The sequence below is a fragment of the Ruegeria sp. ANG-S4 genome (assembly GCF_000814005.1).
GTDB lineage: Bacteria > Pseudomonadota > Alphaproteobacteria > Rhodobacterales > Rhodobacteraceae > Ruegeria.
On record NZ_JWLK01000001.1, the window covers coordinates 110900 to 128753 of the forward strand.

The window sequence follows — 17854 nt, forward strand, 5'->3', positions numbered from 1 at the left end:
CGATTCGACACTCAATGTTCAGGGTTCGAACTTAGAAACTACGCTGAAGATGAAACTACGACAGATCAAATCTCGCGAAAGTGACCGAGTCTCTCGGGCTAGCTCAAACACTGCGGCTGGGCTGTATCCGACTGCCTGACGCTGGTCCAATACAGGATTCCATTCAGCTGCCATGGGTTGATGGTTCGCATCAACCCCTCCACGGTCTCCGGGTTTAGCGTTCTGTTTCGACTGCCATGTTTACGGCGAGACCCACCAGCCGAATGCATCTGCCGGTATGAAGAAACGATACGGCGAACGAGCTATCGTTACGCTTTGACCAAACTAAGCCTCGCTTAATACTTTCGACGCAGTCGCTTCATTGATAGCCAGAACAGTGTTGTACAGCGTAGCTAGCCGAAGAAGTGATTTTACGTCGACGTCGTGTGGCAACGCCGATAGTGGATCAATGAAAAAGATCAGTGCGTCGAGCTTCCCTTCGGCAATCATAGCGCCGATTTGAGCGTCGCCTCCCAACGGGCCACTTTTGAGACTCTTGATAGGCACGCCAACTTCATCCGCAATTCGCCCGCCGGTTGTGCCAGTCCCAAAAAGCTCCATTTTGCTCAGTGCGGTTTTGTGGGATTTGGCCCATTCGACCATTGTGTCTTTCATCTGATCATGCGCCACAAGCGCGACTCGTTTGCGGCCGTTTAGGACGTCGCTCCCATTGCTCATGGTGCTTTCCTCGGTGTTGAAGTGTCCGTAGCCCAACTCCATGCCAGCGGAGACTTACGCTTAAGTGCGCCACTCAAATGCTGTCGCATTCTGTAGGAGGCATCCACGGTATTGCCGGATTCCAGGAGTGTAAGGATCTCAAGATGCTCAGTACATTGCTCTATCAATCGTTGATGGTTCACCTCGGCTCGGTACTCCATGAGGCGTCGCATTCTATTCACGCGTTGGAGTGCCATGAGAAAGAACGGGTTTCCGGACAACTTGATGAGCTCCTCATGGAACAAAGCCCCACTTTCTAGCAGCGCTTCTCCATTCACGGCGTCCATATCCATATCAAGCATTCCCTGCTGAATACGCCGCTGTTCATCCAGGACTTTGTGATCGAGTTCAAACGAGGGCTCCAGCATGGCGGCTGGCTCTATCGCCATTCTAAACCGGTAAATCTCATCAAATGCCTCGGGTGTTTTTGCAACCGGAAGAAATCGCCAGCCGTAGCCTTCTTTGCGCTCAGCCCAACCCTCTCGAGAAGCGCGGATCAACAGTTCTCCGACCTTAGCTTTAGTCCAGCCGTATTTCTGCTTTAAGAACTGCTCAGTAACTTCTTCCGGAATTTCATTTGTTAGCCAATCGTTTGCAAGCAGTTGGTATTCGTCTAGCTCGCTCGGGTCGACAGTATCCAGGTTTTCTTTAATGGCTGGAGGCAACTTGTCGGCCACAAAGTACCCGCGGTTTTCCAGGCGGATGAGAACATCTTTTTCCTCTAAGGATATCAGCGCCTCGCGCACTGGGGTTCTGGATACGCCATACCTGTCGGCGACTTGCTGAGCGCTAATATGCTGGCCACCTTCAAGTGAACCCGCAACGATATCATGCAAGAGACGATTTGATATCTTCTTTGACAATTCGCTGGCTCGCATCGGTATGCCTGACTCCTCTTGCCGCTCTCACCTACGTAGATTGCATCTGACGGCCAGCATACAACCAAATTTTAGGTTTTCTATACGTAAAAAGCCAAAGATGGGTGGATTTTACACTGCTGAGACGATGATGTTCGCGTAAATTGGATTGGTTTTTTGGCTATTTCAGTGAAGTTCTTTCATTTCAGGTGAGTGTCAATTCTTCGAAAACACATAAAAAAACAAATATTTGTAAGGTCTGGGGAAATAGCCGTTCGATCATTTTGGTTTTTGCGATTAAAAAAAGCAAAATAAGATTGGCTTTTAGCGCGTCAATATGCAATCAAAATAGCCAGTGCGGGATTCGCGCTGAAAAACACTTGGAAAACTGGGGAGGATTACCCGTGTTCATGAAATTTACTCGCATCGGCGCCATTGCTGCTGCGGCAGCCGTTGCCGGCGTGACTGGCGCGTCCGCCGAATTCAAAGCTGAAAGCCCGCAATGCATTGCGCCCTCAAATCCCGGTGGTGGATGGGACTTCATCTGTCGCACAACGGCAAAGTATCTTTTCGATCTCGGGATTATCGAAGACTCGATGCAGGTTACCAATATGAGTGGTGGCGGCGGCGGAGTTGCGTTCGCGCATGTCACGAAAGAGCGCAACGAAGACAACAACCTTATCGTTGCGGCTTCTATGAGTACCAGCGCTCGAATTGCGCAGGGCATTTACGAAGGCGCCCAACAAGATGACGTGCACTTTCTTGCCACTTTCGGAGCTGAATATGGAGCCATCGCTGTTCCCGCAGACTCCAAGTACACCTCTCTGTCTCAGATGATGGAGGACATTGTCGCTGATCCAAAATCAGTTGGGATCGCGGGTGGTTCGTCTGTGGGCAGTTTTGACCACATCAAGCCTATGTTGGTCGCCCGCGAAGCTGGCCTCGAAGATGTTACCCAGATGAAATATGTATCGTTCGATGGTGGCGGTGAAGCCATGACCGGCCTGCTTTCTGGTTCGGTCGAGGCGCTGTCTGGAGATTTCTCCGAGATGCTGGGCTTCCTGGAGTCGGGTGATATCCGGGTAATCTCGATCCTGGCTCCTGAGCGTCTGAAGAATTATCCGGATATTCCTACTGCAAAGGAGGAAGGCTTCGACGTCGTTGGCGCGAACTGGCGCGGCCTTTACATGCCGGCTGGTGCAACTGACGAAGCTAAAGAGTTCTGGAAGAACGCGATCATTACGCTGACCGAGGATCCTGGCTTTCAGGCAGAGCTCGAAGCAGCTGCTATTGAGCCGTTCAACAACTTTGGCGACGACATGTACACCTTTGTTGAGGGCAGTATTGCGGACGTGACCAAGCTCTCGAAAGAGATCGGTATCATCCAATAAATGTCATGCGTGCCCAACCGGTCGCATCTGGTTGGGCACCTAAAATAAATTCTGGAAATCTGGGAGGAAACTATGAGTGACCGCATCTTCGGCGGTTTCGGGCTGGCCCTTGCGATATTCTATATTTGGGCCGCATCGATCATCAAAGACAGTTTCATGGTCGATGTCGTGGGTCCGCGCGCCTTTCCTTACATCGTGGGCACCGTGTTAGGCCTTACGTCGCTCTACTTCATAATCCGCCCGGATGAAGAGCCAAAATGGCCGGGGTTGCGCGACTTTGCCGAGATATTGTTCGCCACTGCTGTGATGTTTCTGTACGCATGGTCTCTTTCCGAGATTGGGTTTGTTATCGCGACAACCTTTGCAACTGCCTACCTAACCTGGCGACTGGGAACCACTCCGCTTTGGTCGCTCGTCGTAGGCCTCCTGACAGCCATCGGTATCTACGTCGTTTTTCACCTAATCCTAGGCCTTGCTTTGGCCGAAGGACCATTGGGGTTCTGAGGGGTCGCTATGGAAACGCTTGCACTTCTTGTTGATGGATTCTCGGTTGCGTTGTCACCGCAAAATCTGTTCCTTGCTGTCGTTGGATGCTTCCTCGGCACTTTGATGGGAGCATTGCCTGGCTTGGGCCCGGCAAATGGGGTTGCTATCCTTATTCCGATTGCCTTCTCGCTCGGGCTTGGGCCCATCCCATCTCTCATCCTTCTTACAAGTGTCTACTACGGCGCCATGTACGGAGGCCGAATTAGTTCGATCTTGCTAAACATCCCGGGCGATGAACCCGCGATGATGACGTGCCTCGATGGATATCCGATGGCAAAGAACGGTCAGGCCGGCGAAGCCCTGTCTTTAGGTGGCATCGCATCTTTCTTTGGGGCGTTTGTCGCTACAATTGGCCTGGTGATTTTGGCACCGCAGTTGGTCAAAATCGCGCTGCTTTTCGGACCAGCAGAGTACTTTGTCCTCTTTACAGTCGCATTTGCGACACTGGGTGGTGTGTCCTCTACGAACCAAGCCAAATCTGCTTTCGCAGCTGCACTAGGGCTGGGTATCGCGATGATTGGCAGTGATAGTCAAACAGGGTCGCAGCGCTTCACCTTTGGTGAAATCCACCTCTTCGATGGCATCGACTTCTTGATCGCTATCGTTGGCTTGTTCGCCTTGAGTGAAGTGTTGATTTTTCTCGAACATCATCGTGGCGGTGCCGTTGGATCAGCTGGCGCGACGAAAGTTGGGCGCATCTTGCCAGACTTCGGCATGATCAAGCGCTGCTTGCCTTCAATCGCTCGCGGCACTGGTCTTGGTTTCTTCTCAGGCGTCTTGCCAGGTGCCGGCGCATCGTTGGGGTCATTTCTTGCGTACTCACTGGAGAAACAAAGCGTCGACCGAGATGGGAAATCCTTTGGAAAGGGCGATCCACGCGGTGTTGCGGCTCCGGAGGCAGGCAATAATGCGGCCGCTGGAGGCGCGTTGGTGCCGATGCTTTCGTTGGGCGTACCGGGCTCGGGGACGACCGCCGTTCTGCTGGCTGTTTTGCTGCAACTTAACATTACCCCGGGACCACTGCTCTTCACAAAGAATCCGGACGTGGTTTGGGGGCTGATCGCAGCCTTGTTCATCGGCAACATCATTCTGCTTTTGATGAACGTTCCGTTGGTCGGGTTGTTCACGCGCGTGTTGCTGGTGCCGACGCGCATTCTGATGCCTGTCGTCGCCATGATCTCGTTCGTTGGGATTTACTCGATAACGGGCTCCACCTTCGATGTAATGCTCATGGTTGGTTTCGGCTTTGCAGGCTGGCTTCTACGCAAGCTCGACGTGCCGCTGGTGCCAGTCATCTTGGGCATCCTTCTTGGCAACCAGATGGAAGTGAACCTTCGCCGCGCAATGACGATTTCGGACGGGGATTGGTTGGCGCTGGTGGGAAGCCCCCTCGCAATAATCCTCTGGCTTATCGCAATCGCTGGATTCGTATTGCCCATGTTTGTTGGCCGTCGGGTTAAGGACCGCATGGATGCGCAGCGCCATGACGAAGAGGCATCGGTGGGGGATTAAACCCACCGGATTTCAAGAATGACTGGCTTCGGCCAACAAGGAGACAGAAGATGCGTATCATGACATTGCCCTGCGATGGCATCGGACCTGAAATCATGGCGGCGACTTTGGAAGTCGTTGAGGCCGCCAACAAGAAGTACGATCTGGGATTAACGTTTGAAGAAGAAGAGTCCGGTTTTATCAGCCTCAGGAACCACGGTATCACTCTGCGTGACGACGTGTTGGAACGTGCACGAACTGAATTCGACGGAGTCATTTTGGGGACGCAGTCCCATATGGACTACCCGCCAGTCGTTGAAGGTGGTCGCAACGTTTCGGCCGGATTCCGTATCGGGCTCGATCTTTATGCGAATGTGCGGCCGGCCCGCAGCCGTGACTTTCTACCGAACAAAGCGCCCGGAATGGACCTTGTGATCATGCGTGAGGCGACGGAGGGATTCTATCCTGACCGCAACATGTACAAAGGCGTCGGAGAAATGATGCCCGATCCGGACATGGCGTTGTCGGTTCGCAAAATTACGCGACACGGATCAATGCGGATTTGCAGAGAGGCTTTCAAACTGGCCATGCAACGGAAGAAGAAAGTCGCCGCGATACACAAGGCCAACTCTTTTCTCATGACCGACGGCCTGTTTCTGGAATGTTTCCGCGAGGTGGCGAAGGACTACCCTGAAGTCGAAACCGAAGAGTTGATTGTCGACGCATTTGCAGCGCTGCTGGTTCGAAAACCGCACGAATATGATGTTATCGTCGCGACTAACTTCTACGGCGATATTCTCTCGGACCTTGCCTCTGAACTTTCAGGGTCTTTGGGGCTCGCTGGGTCGATCAATGCAAACGCTGAAACGGGCTTATGCTGCGCACAAGCACAGCACGGTTCTGCCCCGGACATCCAAGGGCAAAACGTTGCGAACCCGACATCACTTATTCTCTCCGCCGCTATGATGCTCATCTGGCTCGGCGAGCAGAAGGGTAGTCCGAAGCTTATGGAGGCTGGGCGAGCCATTGCGGATGCAGTTGATGCCGTCATCGATGATCCTGCAAAGCGCACCCGTGACCTTGGTGGCACCGTAAACACCGACACCTTCGGGACGCTTGTGGCCGAAATGGTCTCCAAGGAAACGATCCCGGCGTGATTGGATCTCCCGGTGGGCAAACGTGCCCACATCAACTGGTGACGTCGCTCCTTGCGGCGTCACCCGTCTTGAGCTGGAGCCATTATGAGACGACCAAGATTAGCGTTGATCCATGCAACCCGCGTTGCGATTGATCCAATCGAAGCTGCGGCACGCGAGCACTGGCCGGAAGCGGAAACCATTTCGATCCTGGAAGAGGGGTTGTCTTTAGACAGGTCTAAGCAAGTCGAATTGTCCGCCGGTCTTTTCCGGCGCATCGTAGACCTTTGCCGGTATGCGGAAGGCGCTGACGCAGATGGTGTACTGTTCACGTGCTCAGCATTCGGAGCCGCAATCGAAAGAGCAAATTTCGAGGCGCTAATCCCAGTCATGAAGCCGAATGAAGCGATGTTCGATGCGGCTTTCTCATACGGAGATCGCATCGCAATGATTTATACGTTTCCTCCAGCTGCGGCAGGTATGGAAGAGGAATTTCTAGATGCTGCTAGGGCGCGCGGCAGCAATGCGGAGATTACGTCATACTATTGCTCTGGCGCGTTGGCTGCAAAGCAAGCGGGTGATGATGGAAAACACAATCGCCTGATTGCGGAAACCGCATCAAGTATCGACGACGCTGACGTTATTCTTCTAGCCCAGTTTTCGATGTCTGACGCCGTTGAGGATGTCCGTAAGACAGCACAGATTCCAGTGTTGACCAGTCCACAGGCGGCGATTCACGAAATCCGACGGCGCGTCGAAGGCAATCAGTGAGGGCGGTTCAATGTTAATCGGTGTCATAGCGGACGATTTTACCGGGGCGAGTGATATTGCGAACACCTTGGCCAAGGGCGTTGAGCCGGAAGGTGGATTACGTACGGCTCAGTTCCCGGGTATTCCCACGATTCCGGCCAACGAAGAGATCGAAGCGGGAGTGATCTCGCTCAAAAGCCGCACCGCACCTGTCGAGGAAGCTGTTGCGGATAGCCTGCGGGCCCTGCGATGGCTCGCGGACCAAGGATGCCAGCAGTTCATCTTCAAATATTGCTCGACATTCGATTCCACAATGGAGGGAAACATCGGCCCCGTCGCGGAAGCGTTGGCCAATGAACTAAGTGCGCAAAAGGTGGTTTTCTGTCCGGCCTTTCCCACCACGGGGCGTACGGTTTATCAGGGCCATCTATTTGTGCTCGGCAAGCTGTTGAACGAGTCCGGGATGGAAAATCACCCTCTTACTCCGATGATGGATGCGAACATCAAGCGCTGGTTGCAACATCAGACCGAAGAAGCGGTTGGATTGGTGCCAAATGACACAGTGAAGCAAGGGCCAGAGGCGATTGCTGATGCGTTGCAGAACGCAAACGAACGCTTTGTAATCGGTGATGCGATTTCGGATGAAGATTTGCTGGCCTGGGGCGAGGCGCTGAAGGATGCCAAGCTCATTACCGGGGGATCCGGGATAGCATTGGGTCTACCCAGAAACTTCGTCAGAAAAGCTTCCTCCAAAAGTGTTGGCATTGCGTTCACTGGTATCGCAGGGTCCGCCGCTATCCTTGCAGGGTCTTGTTCAGGTGCGACACGCGGGCAGATCAATGTTCATGCGGAATCCAATCCGACGTTCGCCATTGATGTTCCAGGTGTCATGTCCGGGGATGTGACCACGCAAACGCTTCTGGATTTCTTTGAAACGCATCCGGGTCAGGCGCCGCTCGCGTATTCATCAGGAAGCCCGGATGATGTGCGCGCGATCCAAAAACAATTCGGTCAAGAAGCTGTGGCGGAAAAGCTGGATAATCTCTTTGCTGAAACTGCATGGGAACTTGTCCAGAAGGGCTACAAGCGATTGGTGGTGGCTGGGGGGGAGACCTCGGGAGCCGTTGCCAAGGCCGTATCCGAGGCACTGGGGTCTCCAGCCATGTCAATTGGGCCAGAGATCGACCCGGGCGTGCCAGTCCTGAGCGTTGGAAAAACTGAACCCATTGCGCTGGCTCTAAAGTCTGGAAACTTCGGCGCTCCGGACTTTTTCGCGAAGGCCCTCAGAATGATGGAGGCCGGTAAATGAGTTCTGAAGAACTGGCGCTACGACAGCAGATGTCGGAACTGTGCGCCTCGCTGTTTGCGCGTGGCTTTTCCGTCGGCACTGCGGGCAATGTCTCCGCACGTCTTGATGACGGGATCCTCATGACACCAACCAATTCCACCTTGGGCGATATCGACCCCGAGCGCATCGCCAAGATTAGTTTGGATGGGAACCATGTCTCCGGCGACAAGCCGACCAAGGAAGTTTTTCTGCATCAAGCCTTCTATGAGACGAGGCCACAGGCTGGTGCAGTGGTGCATCTACATTCGACCTGGGCAACTGCACTGTCGTGTCTGGAAGACACCGATCCCAATGACTGTATTCCACCGCTAACACCATACGTGGTGATGCGCGTTGGCTCGGTCAAACTGGTTCCATACGTCAAGCCGGGTGACCCGAAATCCGGTGATTTGATCCGCGAACTGGGCGGCGAATGTAGCGCGGTTCTGTTGGCCAATCACGGTCCCGTCGTCTCGGGAAAGGATCTGTTCTCAGCCGTCTGTGCAGCGGAAGAGTTAGAAGAAACAGCCAAGCTGCTCGTGGCTTTGCGCGGCCTGCCTACCCGGTTGCTGGATGCTAAAAAAGTCGCAGAACTCAAAGAGACTTTCGGAAGGATGTAATCCATCATGAAAACCGCTGACCTTATCGATCACCATGCGCCAGAGCTTACTCTTGTCCATCTACCGCTTCGGCAATTCGGGATAAAACAGTTCTTTGCGGCGCAAATACAGACAGTGAAGTGCTTCGAAGATAACACGGAACTTAGGGCGCAACTGGAAACACCGGGTGAGGGGCGCGTTTTGGTTGTCGACGGCGGAGCATCAACGCGAATTGCAATCCTTGGCGATATGTTGGCTGATCTTGCAATCCAAAATGGATGGGCTGGTCTTATCCTGAATGCCGCAATTCGAGACAGTGCCGAAATCAACCAAATGAACACTCTGGTATTTGCCTTAGCAACCAGCCCCGTCAAAAGCGCGAAACGTGGATGGGGCGTAATCGGGGAGCCGGTGACTTTCGGTGGCGTTAAGTTCCATCCTGGTGATTGGGTTTACGGCGATGCGGACGGCGTGTTGCACAGCAAGAAGCGATTGGTCTGATTTCAAGTTTAGCCAAGTTCTCACAGCATGGCGCTATCATAGTCACGGCAGCTGTTGCTGGCTGGCTTGTATCGCTCACAGGCATTCCACTGGGGTGGATGATCGGGTCTATGTTGGTGACCATCGCCGGGTCGTTGAAGCAGTTTCCTGTCAAACTACCGGGCCCTATGTTGGACCTGGTAAGAGCAACTGTCGGTGTGATGTTAGGAGCATCCTTTACGCATGAGTTGCTTTCCTCTTTTGGTGCTTGGTGGGTGTCACTGGCCTTCTTACTGTTAGCCCTTGGAATAATGTACGTCCTTGGTTTCTACCTTTTACGACGTATTTCGCGCTTTGATGCATTGACAGCTTCTCTGTGCGCAATGCCGGGTGGCATTGCCGAAATGGTGTTGCTGTCCGAGCAAAAGGGTGCGGATCAGGCTCGTGTCGCTATCGTTCATGCGTTGCGCATTGCATTAGCAATTTTGCTGATTCCGCTACTAATCAACCTGATTGCAGACTTCGAAGTCATTCCACCCGAAGCTCAAACACAGCTGGCTTCGATCACGTTCACCGATTGGATTTGGATCATCGGATGTATTGTTGTGGGAATGCTAGCACGGGGTAGGGTGAAGCTGCCGGCACCTATTGTGGTAGTGCCGATGATATTCAGCGCGGCCGTCCACTTGCTGGGATGGACAGAATTCGAGGTTCCGGTTTCTGTGACTGCGTTGGTGCAAATCTTCATAGGCATTAATGTTGGTGCACGGTTTTCCGGAGTGCCCATCAACGCGTTGATCGCGGCTCTAGGTGCAGCGGCCATGGTTGTCGCTCTCCAGATTTCTGTGGCCTTCTCAGGCGCACTGGCTGTTGCGAACGTGTTGGAGACAGACCCGGTCGCACTCGTCTTAGCCTATTCACCTGGAGGCTTGGCGGAGATGTCAATCATAGCGGTGAGCGTTGGTCGCGATGTTGCGTTCGTCGGCGTGCATCACGTCTTTAGGGTCTTGGCGGCGCTTGTTTTGGCACCTGTCCTCGTAGCGGCTCTGTCAAAGCGGGATATCAAGCACTGAGGAATCCGATGGAGTTCACTCGCTAAGCAATCGATGCCGCCTTTGCCGCAAAAGCTTGTATGTCGCCAAAATACAAGTTGGCTGACTGGAGAAGGCCAACCGAGCCGCGCTACATTGAAAGGGATCTACCACAACCTCGCAATTGAGTTGTGTTGTTCGGTTTTGGGTTGAATTATTCCAGTTGAAATGCACTGTTTCACGATAATAGTGCGGAGGAGAGCGAGTAAATCGCCTTATGCGGGTGCCGAAGGATAGGTTTCAGTTGCTCGAGGATTGAACACCTGATCGCGATGCCAGATCAGGTTCTCCTTGTGCCTGGCAGTTTGACCAGAGATCTGCTTGGAATGTCCAGAAAACGAGCTCATTGCCGGTGCGGACAATTCGCTCGAAAACCTAGGTGTCACGTCGTCCTTGAAAGTCACCAGCCCCTTGTCAAATGCTGTATCCCATAATGCTGACAGCAAATAGCTTTATTCGGTTACCCAATTATGCAAACCACAGAGTACGGCGGCACAGAGCCCAAAGTCTCAATTTCTGCGCAGCACATGAATGGCGGCTTATGAACGTAGCCGAACAAGTACGCCTTCTTCAAATTCTTCGATGTCAGATAGTTTTTTGCAAATTGGGCAATCCGGCGCGTGACAGTCCATCAATCAGCAGGGGTTCCCATGCGCCGCTGACATTGGAAGATTTTGCCAAAAACTCTGATGTTGAAAAATCCGGCTTGATGGCCAAAATCTCGTCCCAGACGGCTCGGGCTTCGGTGATACGGTCTGTCAGCCCCAAAATGCCTGCCAGATACAGGCGCGCGGCATCCGAATGAGGCATCTGGACCAGCCTCTCGCGAAAGAGATTTTCGGCCTCATCAAAACGTTTCATCCCCAACAGCGCCCGACCCTTGAATTGCAAAACAAGCAAGTATTTGGGGTCTAGCCGCAAGGCCCTGTCAAAATACTCGATTGCCTGTTCGTGGCGCCCGTTCACGTCTTCGACGATCCCCAGCATATTCATCGCATTGGCACTGTTAGGTTCCAGCTTCAGCGCCATTTGAGCGTCGTATCTGGACGATTCCATGGCTCCTTTGCGCAAGTTTGCGATGGCGCGGGCGAGATAGGCAGAAATTTCCGTCGGATCGGCGGCCACGGCCCGATTTGCGTCCTCGAACGCTTTATGCAACTGATCCGGCCCTGCCCCGTTCCAATCGTTGAAATACTCGGTTGTCCCAACCATCGACAGCCCGGCGTAAGCCTTGGCAGCCAGTCCCGAATCCAGTTTCAGCGCCCGTTCGAAACAGGCTCGTGCCCGAACGAAGTGTTCCGGCTGAAACTCGTAAATCAGGGTACGGCCCTGTATGATTGCCTCGTAGGCGTCTGGGTCGACACGCTCGCGGGTGCCGCTCCGGTCCTTTTCCTCGCTGTTGGTTAGTGTCACCCGTAAGGCCTGAACAATCTGCAGGGTAATGTTTTCCTGCAGGTCAAAAATATCCTCCAGCTGCCCGTCAAACCGGTCGGCCCAAATGTTGGATTCCGATTCTGTGGCTACCAACTGTGCATTTATCCGCACCCGTTTACCGGCACGGCGAACTGAGCCTGTCAGCACATGGCTAACCTTCAACTCGCGCACAATTCGTTGCAGGTCTTGCGCGTGTTCCCGATAGGCAAAAGCGGAGTTTCGGGCGATGACCAGAATGCCCGAAACCTTGGACAAATCGGTAGTCAGATCGTCGGCAATCCCGTCTGCCAGGAACACCTGTTCCGGGTCGCCTGAGCTGTTGGCGAAGGGTAGAACCGCGATTGCTGGCTGGTTGCTGCGGGTTTTGGTGATAGTCATCGCGGCGGGCCAGCCCCAGACCGCAACCTCGCGATCAATGTTCTTCAGGGATTGCCCGCCGCCGGGTTTGAACTGGGCCGATGTTTTGCCGTCAAGACTATGGAACGCACTATCGGACATCAGCAGCTGGCCGGGTTGGGCCATGGCTTCCAGGCGGGCTGAAATATTGATGCCGTCGCCAAAAATGTCGTCACCAACCTGCGTACGCTCGCCCACATGCAGGCCCATGCGCAATTGGATTCTGGCACCTGTTGCATGTTCCGTTTCAAGGCCCGTCTGGATGGCGATGGCACAGGCTACCGCATCTGTTGCATTGGCAAATTCCACGATCCAGCCATCACCCATTTGTTTCATTATCCGACCGTGATGCTGCAAGACCAGAGGGTCAAACACTAAGGTCCGCAATTCGCTCAGTTTAGCGAGCGTCTGCGATTCATCCGATCCCATCATACGGGAATAACCCACCACATCGGCGGTAAGGATCGCTGCAAGTTTTCGGTCCACGATGCACGCTCCACATGCGTTGACACTATTTGTTCATATCAGGATCTGATTTGATAGCTAAATTGGAGAGCGCCAATCGGCGCAGTCGCAGCGAAAACCAACTTTTCCCGCGATCCGAAATTGCAAGTCTACGTCGTGAATGTCCGGTTGGCGTTGCGACCCGTCAACCACGCAAACCGCAGAGAACGGCGGCGCTGAGCCCTTTGTTCCGAATGCTGCACTGAGAATGAATGACCGTTTTGATATAGGTTGGGTTTTATCGAATGTTCATTATGTGCGAGATAATATGGCCATGGGCGGGCCCCGAGACCAAGACTATGGTCTCACCCCCTCGCACCAGGAACTGAAATAAACCTACGCAAACCAGAAAGACCTTGCGTAGGTGTAATACCAAAAACCTCGCCAGCTGTTCTGGCCAAATGCGCTCCGTCAGAGAAGCCACTTTCGATACCTGCAATGCCAAATTTTTCTCCATTGAAGCCTGCATGTGCCGCGGCCAGGATCCCTGCCCAAATCTTAAATTTCCGGAACGTCTGCCCCGTGGTTGCCTTAAAATGACGCAAGGCTTGTGTGCGTTCGAGCCCAATCTCATTTGCGAGTTCATTTTGGGATAAGCGTAAGAAGGGATCATCATACAACCGCTGAACGACGGCCATAACAGCTGGATCTGAAGGTGTATCTTTGCCTTCGAGTTTTCTCCGAAACTCCAATAGCGCCTCATGGTTCCGGCTCTCAAAGAACTCCGGAAGAGCTTTCCAGTCCTGAGACAAAGCCCCGACTTCAGGGAGGGTGGTGTCAAATCCAACACCATCAAGATACATGATTTCCGCGCCGCCCTGTCCAAAGGAAACGCGATGGGGCACACCCGGTCTTATCCAGGTCACTTCTGCATTGGAACTGTCGTTGTCAGTTACCACGACTACTGGGTTCCGTATACCAACAATCACACACGGCATTAAGTTTTCGTGCCTTTGCAATTCACCTTCGTCAAAGGTGAAGAGGTGATTGCGGAACGCATTCCTGATTGCGGTCAAATGCTCGAGCTCTCTGAGAGAATTACCGCTATCAGCTTGCCACGCAAAGTAGTGCCATTGCAATGTGCGCAGCAGGCGGCGTGTTTTTGCACGTTTCTTCAAAGCCCGCGTCCTACGGCATGTCAATCTTGGTTGATAAAGCGGTGCAGGGTTAAGGAGTTTCGAATGAACAAAGATGCAAAAATCCTCGTTACTGGAGGCAACGGGCATGTCGGTTTCAACCTCGTTCGCATGTTGCTGGACGATGGCTATGTCAACCTGCGCGTCTCTGTTCGCGACAAGGATGATCCTCAGAAAACTGCGGCGCTCAAAGCTCTTGGAGTATCTGATATCGTCTCACTCGAAATCCGAGATGCTGCCAGATTTGAGGAAGTCTGCCGGGGCATCGATTACCTATTTCATGTTGCGGCGACTTATCGGTTTCATACGGACAGTGCGACCGCAGATGCTGAAATGATCAAGGACAGCTTGGAAGGCGTTCGATCTGCGATGAGTGCCGCTGCGAAGTGTGGGGTTCGCAAAGTGATCCTGACCTCGTCGATTGTTACGTTGCCAATCGCCAAGAACGGCGAGTCAATTCCGGATGAAACACGCTGGGTTGAGAACCCTCAGATTCCATACCTGAAGGCGAAATCCGAGGCAGAGAGGTTGGCTTGGTCTATGGCAGATAATCTAGGCATCAACCTAGTGTCGTTGCTGCTTGGCGCTGTATTGGGTCCGGGATTTGGTCGTGGAACACAATCCACCGATTATGTGCTGGCAATAACAAAGGGCTCCATGCGCATGGGAACGATTGCGGCCAAGTTTCCCGTGATTGATGTTCGAGACATCGTGCGGGGGCATATCTTGGCAGCAGAAAAAGACGCGAAAGGTCGTTACATTCTCGCGACCGACAATGCACCGTCATTTGTTGAATTGATTAAAATTATGCGCAAGATTGATCCCAAGGTTCCAGGCGCGTTGATGATCATACCGAGATTATTCTATGGGGTTCTGCCTGCCTTCGATTGGCTAACCAGCAGAATTTTAGACGCCCCAAGAACCGCCACGCGAGCCATGGTTAGCCCAATGAGATCAGGTGATATGCTGGCAGATAACTCTAAGTCAAAAAGGGACCTCGGCTGGTCACAACAGTATACTCTTGAGCAAACGTTGCGGGACACAATGCGCGAACTGAAGGCCGCGTGAATCGATGGATAGCAATACTTCGAAACAGACCGAACCCCTAAAAAACGAGCGCTCCGGACGGGCTACCTACGACCTTGCTGTTGTTGGCGCAGGCGTTGCCGGGCTGAACGCGCTTAATGCGGCAACAGACTACCTGCCTCGAGGCGCACGTGTGTTGTTGGTCGATCAAAAAGATGCTGCGGGTGGGATGTGGAACACGGCTTATGACTATGTGAGGCTTCATCAACCGCACCCGATGTTTACCGTCGGCGACCTACGCTGGAACTGGCGAAAGCCACGTCAATATCTCGCCGCGCGCGACGAAGTCCGCTCTCACTTAAGTTCGTCACTTGGTCCTATTGCCGATAAAGTAAGTCTTTTAACGCAATTTGGACACACCGTTGAACGCTGTGCTGAGGTTGAAACAACTAATGGCGCAATGGCAGAACTCGTCATCCATCCAAACGGAAATCCTAACCAGCAAAGATCGATACTGGCCAAGCGCGCTGTATATGCCACTGGCCTAAACTACAGCCTTGCAGACCCCCTTGTATTCTCAAGCCAAAAGGTTCTTTCGATTGTCCCGCAGGACTTACTTCAAACGCTGAAAGACAATCCAGATGCGCCGGTCTTTGTCATAGGGGGCGGCAAAACAGGGATGGACACTATCCTAGCGACTCTAGCAGCGGAGGCGAAACGCAGTGTAACGCTTATCAACGGAGGTGGGACAAACTTCTTGAACCGCACACGTTACCTACCAACCGGGCTTAAGCGTTGGATATCCGGGCAGTTGGCCTCTCGTGTGTTCAAAGAATTAGCGACAGAATTCAATGGTGAAAACGAAGATCAATTGATCGAATACATACGACTGAACCTGTCAACCGATCCGGATGCTAAAAGTAGAACTTTCCTGTACGGTCTACAGTCTCAAGAAGAACACGCACAGGTTCAATCCGGGCTTGCAAACACAATATCAGATTACTTGACAGATGTAGTTGATAATGCGGGCGGACCAATTCTTTTCACTAGGAATGGAACAGAAACACCAGTCCCAACAGGATCAATTTTCGTAAATTGCACGGGCAGCTTCTTCAGGTCTGAGACCCTGTCTGAACCACGCGAAATATTGAGCGAAAACAACAAGATGCTGAGCCTCACGTCTCGAGATTCCTTTCATTTCTTAACCAGTGTCGCTGGCTTTTTCACATGTCACTTATTTTTTCGAGGTCAGTTGCGCGGTTATGGGTTTTACACCATGGATCTTGAAGACCTGTTTCGAAAAAACCGAAATGCATGGGTAGGAGCAACTGCCGCACAGGCATATCTCAATCAGGTGATGGCGCTTAAGATACTGCCTCTCACACTTCTGAATCGATGTGGTCTAGACATGGACCGCTGGTATCCCCTGCCAAGACGCCTCGCTGCGTTGGTCTCGATGAAAAGGAACGCCGAGTGCGATGTGGCACACTGTCGTAAGGTTCTGGACAGCATAGCCAGACGATTCGAAACTCATTCAAAGCAGCTCACTTAAGGACACAGTATGCTTTAGCTTATGAAACAGTCTACTGCCCCCCCGCATTGAACAAGCAGACATTCACCTGTGCACCTTGGAAGCCGGCTTTGTCCCGCATGTCGGAGTTTGCAAAGGCCGACGATGAAGGTCCGGTTTGGGCTGAGATCGTTGTTTCGCCGTGATTGGCTTTGATGCTTGTTATGGCAGGCGGCCTCCCTCGAGTTTTGAATCTACTTTTCCTAATCAACTACGTCCTCATACGTTTGTGGCTTGACTTAAAGATCCAGCGCACCACTCGTTGAGAGATGCTACGAAAGACATTCCTGACGATTTTCACTTCTGCATTTCTCTTAGCCGCGCCTGCTGTCTCAAAGGCGACGGAAGTTGATTTAGAACTTGTTCTTCTTGTCGACGTTTCGCGGTCTATGACCGAGCGAGAACTCGAGATTCAGAGACAGGGCTATGCGGCAGCTTTGCAGTCTGATGAGGTTTTCGCGGCCGTTCAGTCGGGCCTTTTGCAAAGGATCGCTTTGACATATGTCGAGTGGGCCGGCACGCAAGAAGTGGTCGTTGACTGGCGACTTGTGGAAACGCAAGCTGACCTTGAAGGGTTTGCGCGCGTGCTTACCACGCGTTTCGATCCCGCACTGCGCCGAACTTCAATCTCTGAAGCGCTGATCTTTGGTGCTGCGATGATTGAAGAGAACGAATTCCAAGGCCTGCGCAGGGTGATCGACGTTTCAGGCGACGGGCCTAACAATCAAGGACGACCGATACTCCGTGCCCGTGAAACAGTGCTATCAAAATCGATCACCATAAACGGATTGCCACTAATGACCCGGGAGGGTTTGGGCAGTCAATGGCATCTCGACGACCTCGATGTCTACTACGAGAATTGCGTGATAGGAGGGCCAGGTTCTTTTGTCATTCCGGTGCTTGACTGGCAAGATTTCGCAGAGGCTGTACGCCGAAAACTGGTGCTGGAAATCGCGTCAGCGCCTGCGCTCGAATACGTCAGATCTGCGCAGTATAATTCGGCCAATGCTTATGACTGTTTGATAGGTGAGAAAATTTGGGAACGAAACCGACAAATCTGGAGCGAACCCTAATGGTGGGTACTTTGACACAAAAGCTTACCCAAAGCAGTGATCCGATTGCATTGGCCAGAACAAATGTTTGCCAAGGCATTCCCGTGGCGCCGGCCACGAGACCGTTTAGCTGACGCAGTAAGATAAAGAACCGAGCAACGACAACAACATAAGCACCGAAGCGCTCGGTTATCCGAGGCGCTTTGGTTCTTAGCAGTAGAGGCGCTTAGAAGAAGCACGCACCACTACAACGACAGTCGCCATAGGCTTTTTGTGTTAAATTTTGGGTAATGGCGGCAGGTAAGCTGTACT

Annotated in this window: 17 protein-coding genes; 12 read left to right on the forward strand and 5 right to left on the reverse strand. The window is 52.7% G+C overall.

The genetic code is table 11. The features are described from left to right. Positions 1-324: 324 nt before the first annotated feature. The gene (locus tag RA28_RS00610; protein ID WP_241481035.1) at positions 325-759 is read right to left on the reverse strand and encodes a methylglyoxal synthase; all 435 of its coding nucleotides are present in this window, start codon (positions 757-759) and stop codon (positions 325-327) included. After that, the gene (locus RA28_RS00615; RefSeq protein ID WP_052261214.1) at positions 714-1634 is read right to left on the reverse strand and encodes a GntR family transcriptional regulator; all 921 of its coding nucleotides are present in this window, start codon (positions 1632-1634) and stop codon (positions 714-716) included. The genes RA28_RS00610 and RA28_RS00615 overlap by 46 nt, the downstream gene beginning before the upstream one ends. A gap of 143 nt (positions 1635-1777) precedes the next feature. On the opposite strand from RA28_RS00615, the gene RA28_RS00620 reads away from it, so the two are divergent. From RA28_RS00620 to RA28_RS00660, 9 genes are all read left to right on the forward strand, one after another. Next, a complete protein-coding gene (locus RA28_RS00620) occupies positions 1778-3004 on the forward strand; it encodes a Bug family tripartite tricarboxylate transporter substrate binding protein (RefSeq protein WP_241481036.1) in 1227 nt (408 codons plus the stop codon). A gap of 72 nt (positions 3005-3076) precedes the next feature. Beyond that, a complete protein-coding gene (locus RA28_RS00625; RefSeq protein WP_039522583.1) occupies positions 3077-3508 on the forward strand; it encodes a tripartite tricarboxylate transporter TctB family protein in 432 nt (143 codons plus the stop codon). A gap of 9 nt (positions 3509-3517) precedes the next feature. Next, positions 3518-5062 carry a tripartite tricarboxylate transporter permease gene (locus RA28_RS00630; protein ID WP_039522586.1) on the forward strand — a complete coding sequence of 515 codons (1545 nt, stop codon included), beginning with the start codon at positions 3518-3520 and terminating at the stop codon, positions 5060-5062. Positions 5063-5112: 50 nt separating this feature from the next. After that, positions 5113-6198 carry an isocitrate/isopropylmalate dehydrogenase family protein gene (locus tag RA28_RS00635; protein ID WP_039522588.1) on the forward strand — a complete coding sequence of 362 codons (1086 nt, stop codon included), beginning with the start codon at positions 5113-5115 and terminating at the stop codon, positions 6196-6198. Positions 6199-6282: 84 nt separating this feature from the next. After that, positions 6283-6948, forward strand: a complete 666-nt coding sequence (locus RA28_RS00640; protein WP_039522591.1) for an aspartate/glutamate racemase family protein — start codon at positions 6283-6285, stop codon at positions 6946-6948. 10 nt (positions 6949-6958) lie between these two features. Continuing rightward, positions 6959-8236, forward strand: coding sequence for a 3-oxo-tetronate kinase (gene otnK / locus RA28_RS00645; RefSeq protein ID WP_039522595.1), 1278 nt, complete (start codon positions 6959-6961; stop codon positions 8234-8236). Beyond that, positions 8233-8874: a 3-oxo-tetronate 4-phosphate decarboxylase gene (gene otnC, locus RA28_RS00650; RefSeq protein WP_039522598.1), complete on the forward strand. Its 642-nt coding sequence runs from the start codon at positions 8233-8235 to the stop codon at positions 8872-8874. Before otnK ends, otnC begins: the two co-directional genes overlap by 4 nt. 6 nt (positions 8875-8880) lie before the next feature. After that, a complete protein-coding gene (rraA, locus tag RA28_RS00655) occupies positions 8881-9354 on the forward strand; it encodes a ribonuclease E activity regulator RraA (protein WP_039522600.1) in 474 nt (157 codons plus the stop codon). Further along, entirely contained in the window at positions 9300-10406 is a 1107-nt protein-coding gene (locus RA28_RS00660) for an AbrB family transcriptional regulator (protein WP_082029685.1), read from the forward strand. Before rraA ends, RA28_RS00660 begins: the two co-directional genes overlap by 55 nt. Before the next feature lie 603 nt (positions 10407-11009). Here RA28_RS00660 and RA28_RS00665 read toward each other — a convergent pair. Then, positions 11010-12740 (reverse strand): adenylate/guanylate cyclase domain-containing protein, encoded by a 1731-nt coding sequence (locus RA28_RS00665; RefSeq protein ID WP_052261216.1) that lies wholly within the window; start codon positions 12738-12740, stop codon positions 11010-11012. A 323-nt stretch (positions 12741-13063) separates the two neighbouring features. Next, positions 13064-13876 (reverse strand): helix-turn-helix domain-containing protein, encoded by an 813-nt coding sequence (locus tag RA28_RS00670; protein ID WP_193747331.1) that lies wholly within the window; start codon positions 13874-13876, stop codon positions 13064-13066. Positions 13877-13939: 63 nt separating this feature from the next. Between RA28_RS00670 and RA28_RS00675 the strand changes: the two genes are divergently transcribed. From RA28_RS00675 to RA28_RS00685, 3 genes are all read left to right on the forward strand, one after another. Continuing rightward, on the forward strand, positions 13940-14962 hold the full coding sequence (locus RA28_RS00675) for an NAD-dependent epimerase/dehydratase family protein (protein WP_039522608.1): 1023 nt from the start codon (positions 13940-13942) through the stop codon (positions 14960-14962). A gap of 4 nt (positions 14963-14966) precedes the next feature. Next, positions 14967-16472, forward strand: coding sequence for an FAD-dependent oxidoreductase (locus tag RA28_RS00680; RefSeq protein WP_039522611.1), 1506 nt, complete (start codon positions 14967-14969; stop codon positions 16470-16472). A 287-nt stretch (positions 16473-16759) separates the two neighbouring features. Next, positions 16760-17563 (forward strand): DUF1194 domain-containing protein, encoded by an 804-nt coding sequence (locus RA28_RS00685; protein ID WP_039522614.1) that lies wholly within the window; start codon positions 16760-16762, stop codon positions 17561-17563. Here RA28_RS00685 and RA28_RS23100 read toward each other — a convergent pair. After that, positions 17469-17759 carry a VTT domain-containing protein gene (locus RA28_RS23100; RefSeq protein ID WP_082029689.1) on the reverse strand — a complete coding sequence of 97 codons (291 nt, stop codon included), beginning with the start codon at positions 17757-17759 and terminating at the stop codon, positions 17469-17471. The genes RA28_RS00685 and RA28_RS23100 overlap by 95 nt on opposite strands. Positions 17760-17854 lie beyond the last annotated feature (95 nt).

Bases quoted from the DNA above. Each gene is read 5' to 3' on its own strand.
- RA28_RS00615 (WP_052261214.1), bottom strand. From the start codon at position 1,634: ATGCGAGCCAGCGAATTGTCAAAGAAGATATCAAATCGTCTCTTGCAT.
- RA28_RS00610 (WP_241481035.1), bottom strand. From the start codon at position 759: ATGGAGTTGGGCTACGGACACTTCAACACCGAGGAAAGCACCATGAGC.
- RA28_RS00640 (WP_039522591.1), top strand. From the start codon at position 6,283: ATGAGACGACCAAGATTAGCGTTGATCCATGCAACCCGCGTTGCGATT.
- rraA (WP_039522600.1), top strand. From the start codon at position 8,881: ATGAAAACCGCTGACCTTATCGATCACCATGCGCCAGAGCTTACTCTT.
- RA28_RS00680 (WP_039522611.1), top strand. From the start codon at position 14,967: ATGGATAGCAATACTTCGAAACAGACCGAACCCCTAAAAAACGAGCGC.
- RA28_RS00635 (WP_039522588.1), top strand. From the start codon at position 5,113: ATGCGTATCATGACATTGCCCTGCGATGGCATCGGACCTGAAATCATG.
- otnK (WP_039522595.1), top strand. From the start codon at position 6,959: ATGTTAATCGGTGTCATAGCGGACGATTTTACCGGGGCGAGTGATATT.
- RA28_RS00630 (WP_039522586.1), top strand. From the start codon at position 3,518: ATGGAAACGCTTGCACTTCTTGTTGATGGATTCTCGGTTGCGTTGTCA.
- otnC (WP_039522598.1), top strand. From the start codon at position 8,233: ATGAGTTCTGAAGAACTGGCGCTACGACAGCAGATGTCGGAACTGTGC.
- RA28_RS00685 (WP_039522614.1), top strand. From the start codon at position 16,760: ATGCTACGAAAGACATTCCTGACGATTTTCACTTCTGCATTTCTCTTA.
- RA28_RS00675 (WP_039522608.1), top strand. From the start codon at position 13,940: ATGAACAAAGATGCAAAAATCCTCGTTACTGGAGGCAACGGGCATGTC.
- RA28_RS00625 (WP_039522583.1), top strand. From the start codon at position 3,077: ATGAGTGACCGCATCTTCGGCGGTTTCGGGCTGGCCCTTGCGATATTC.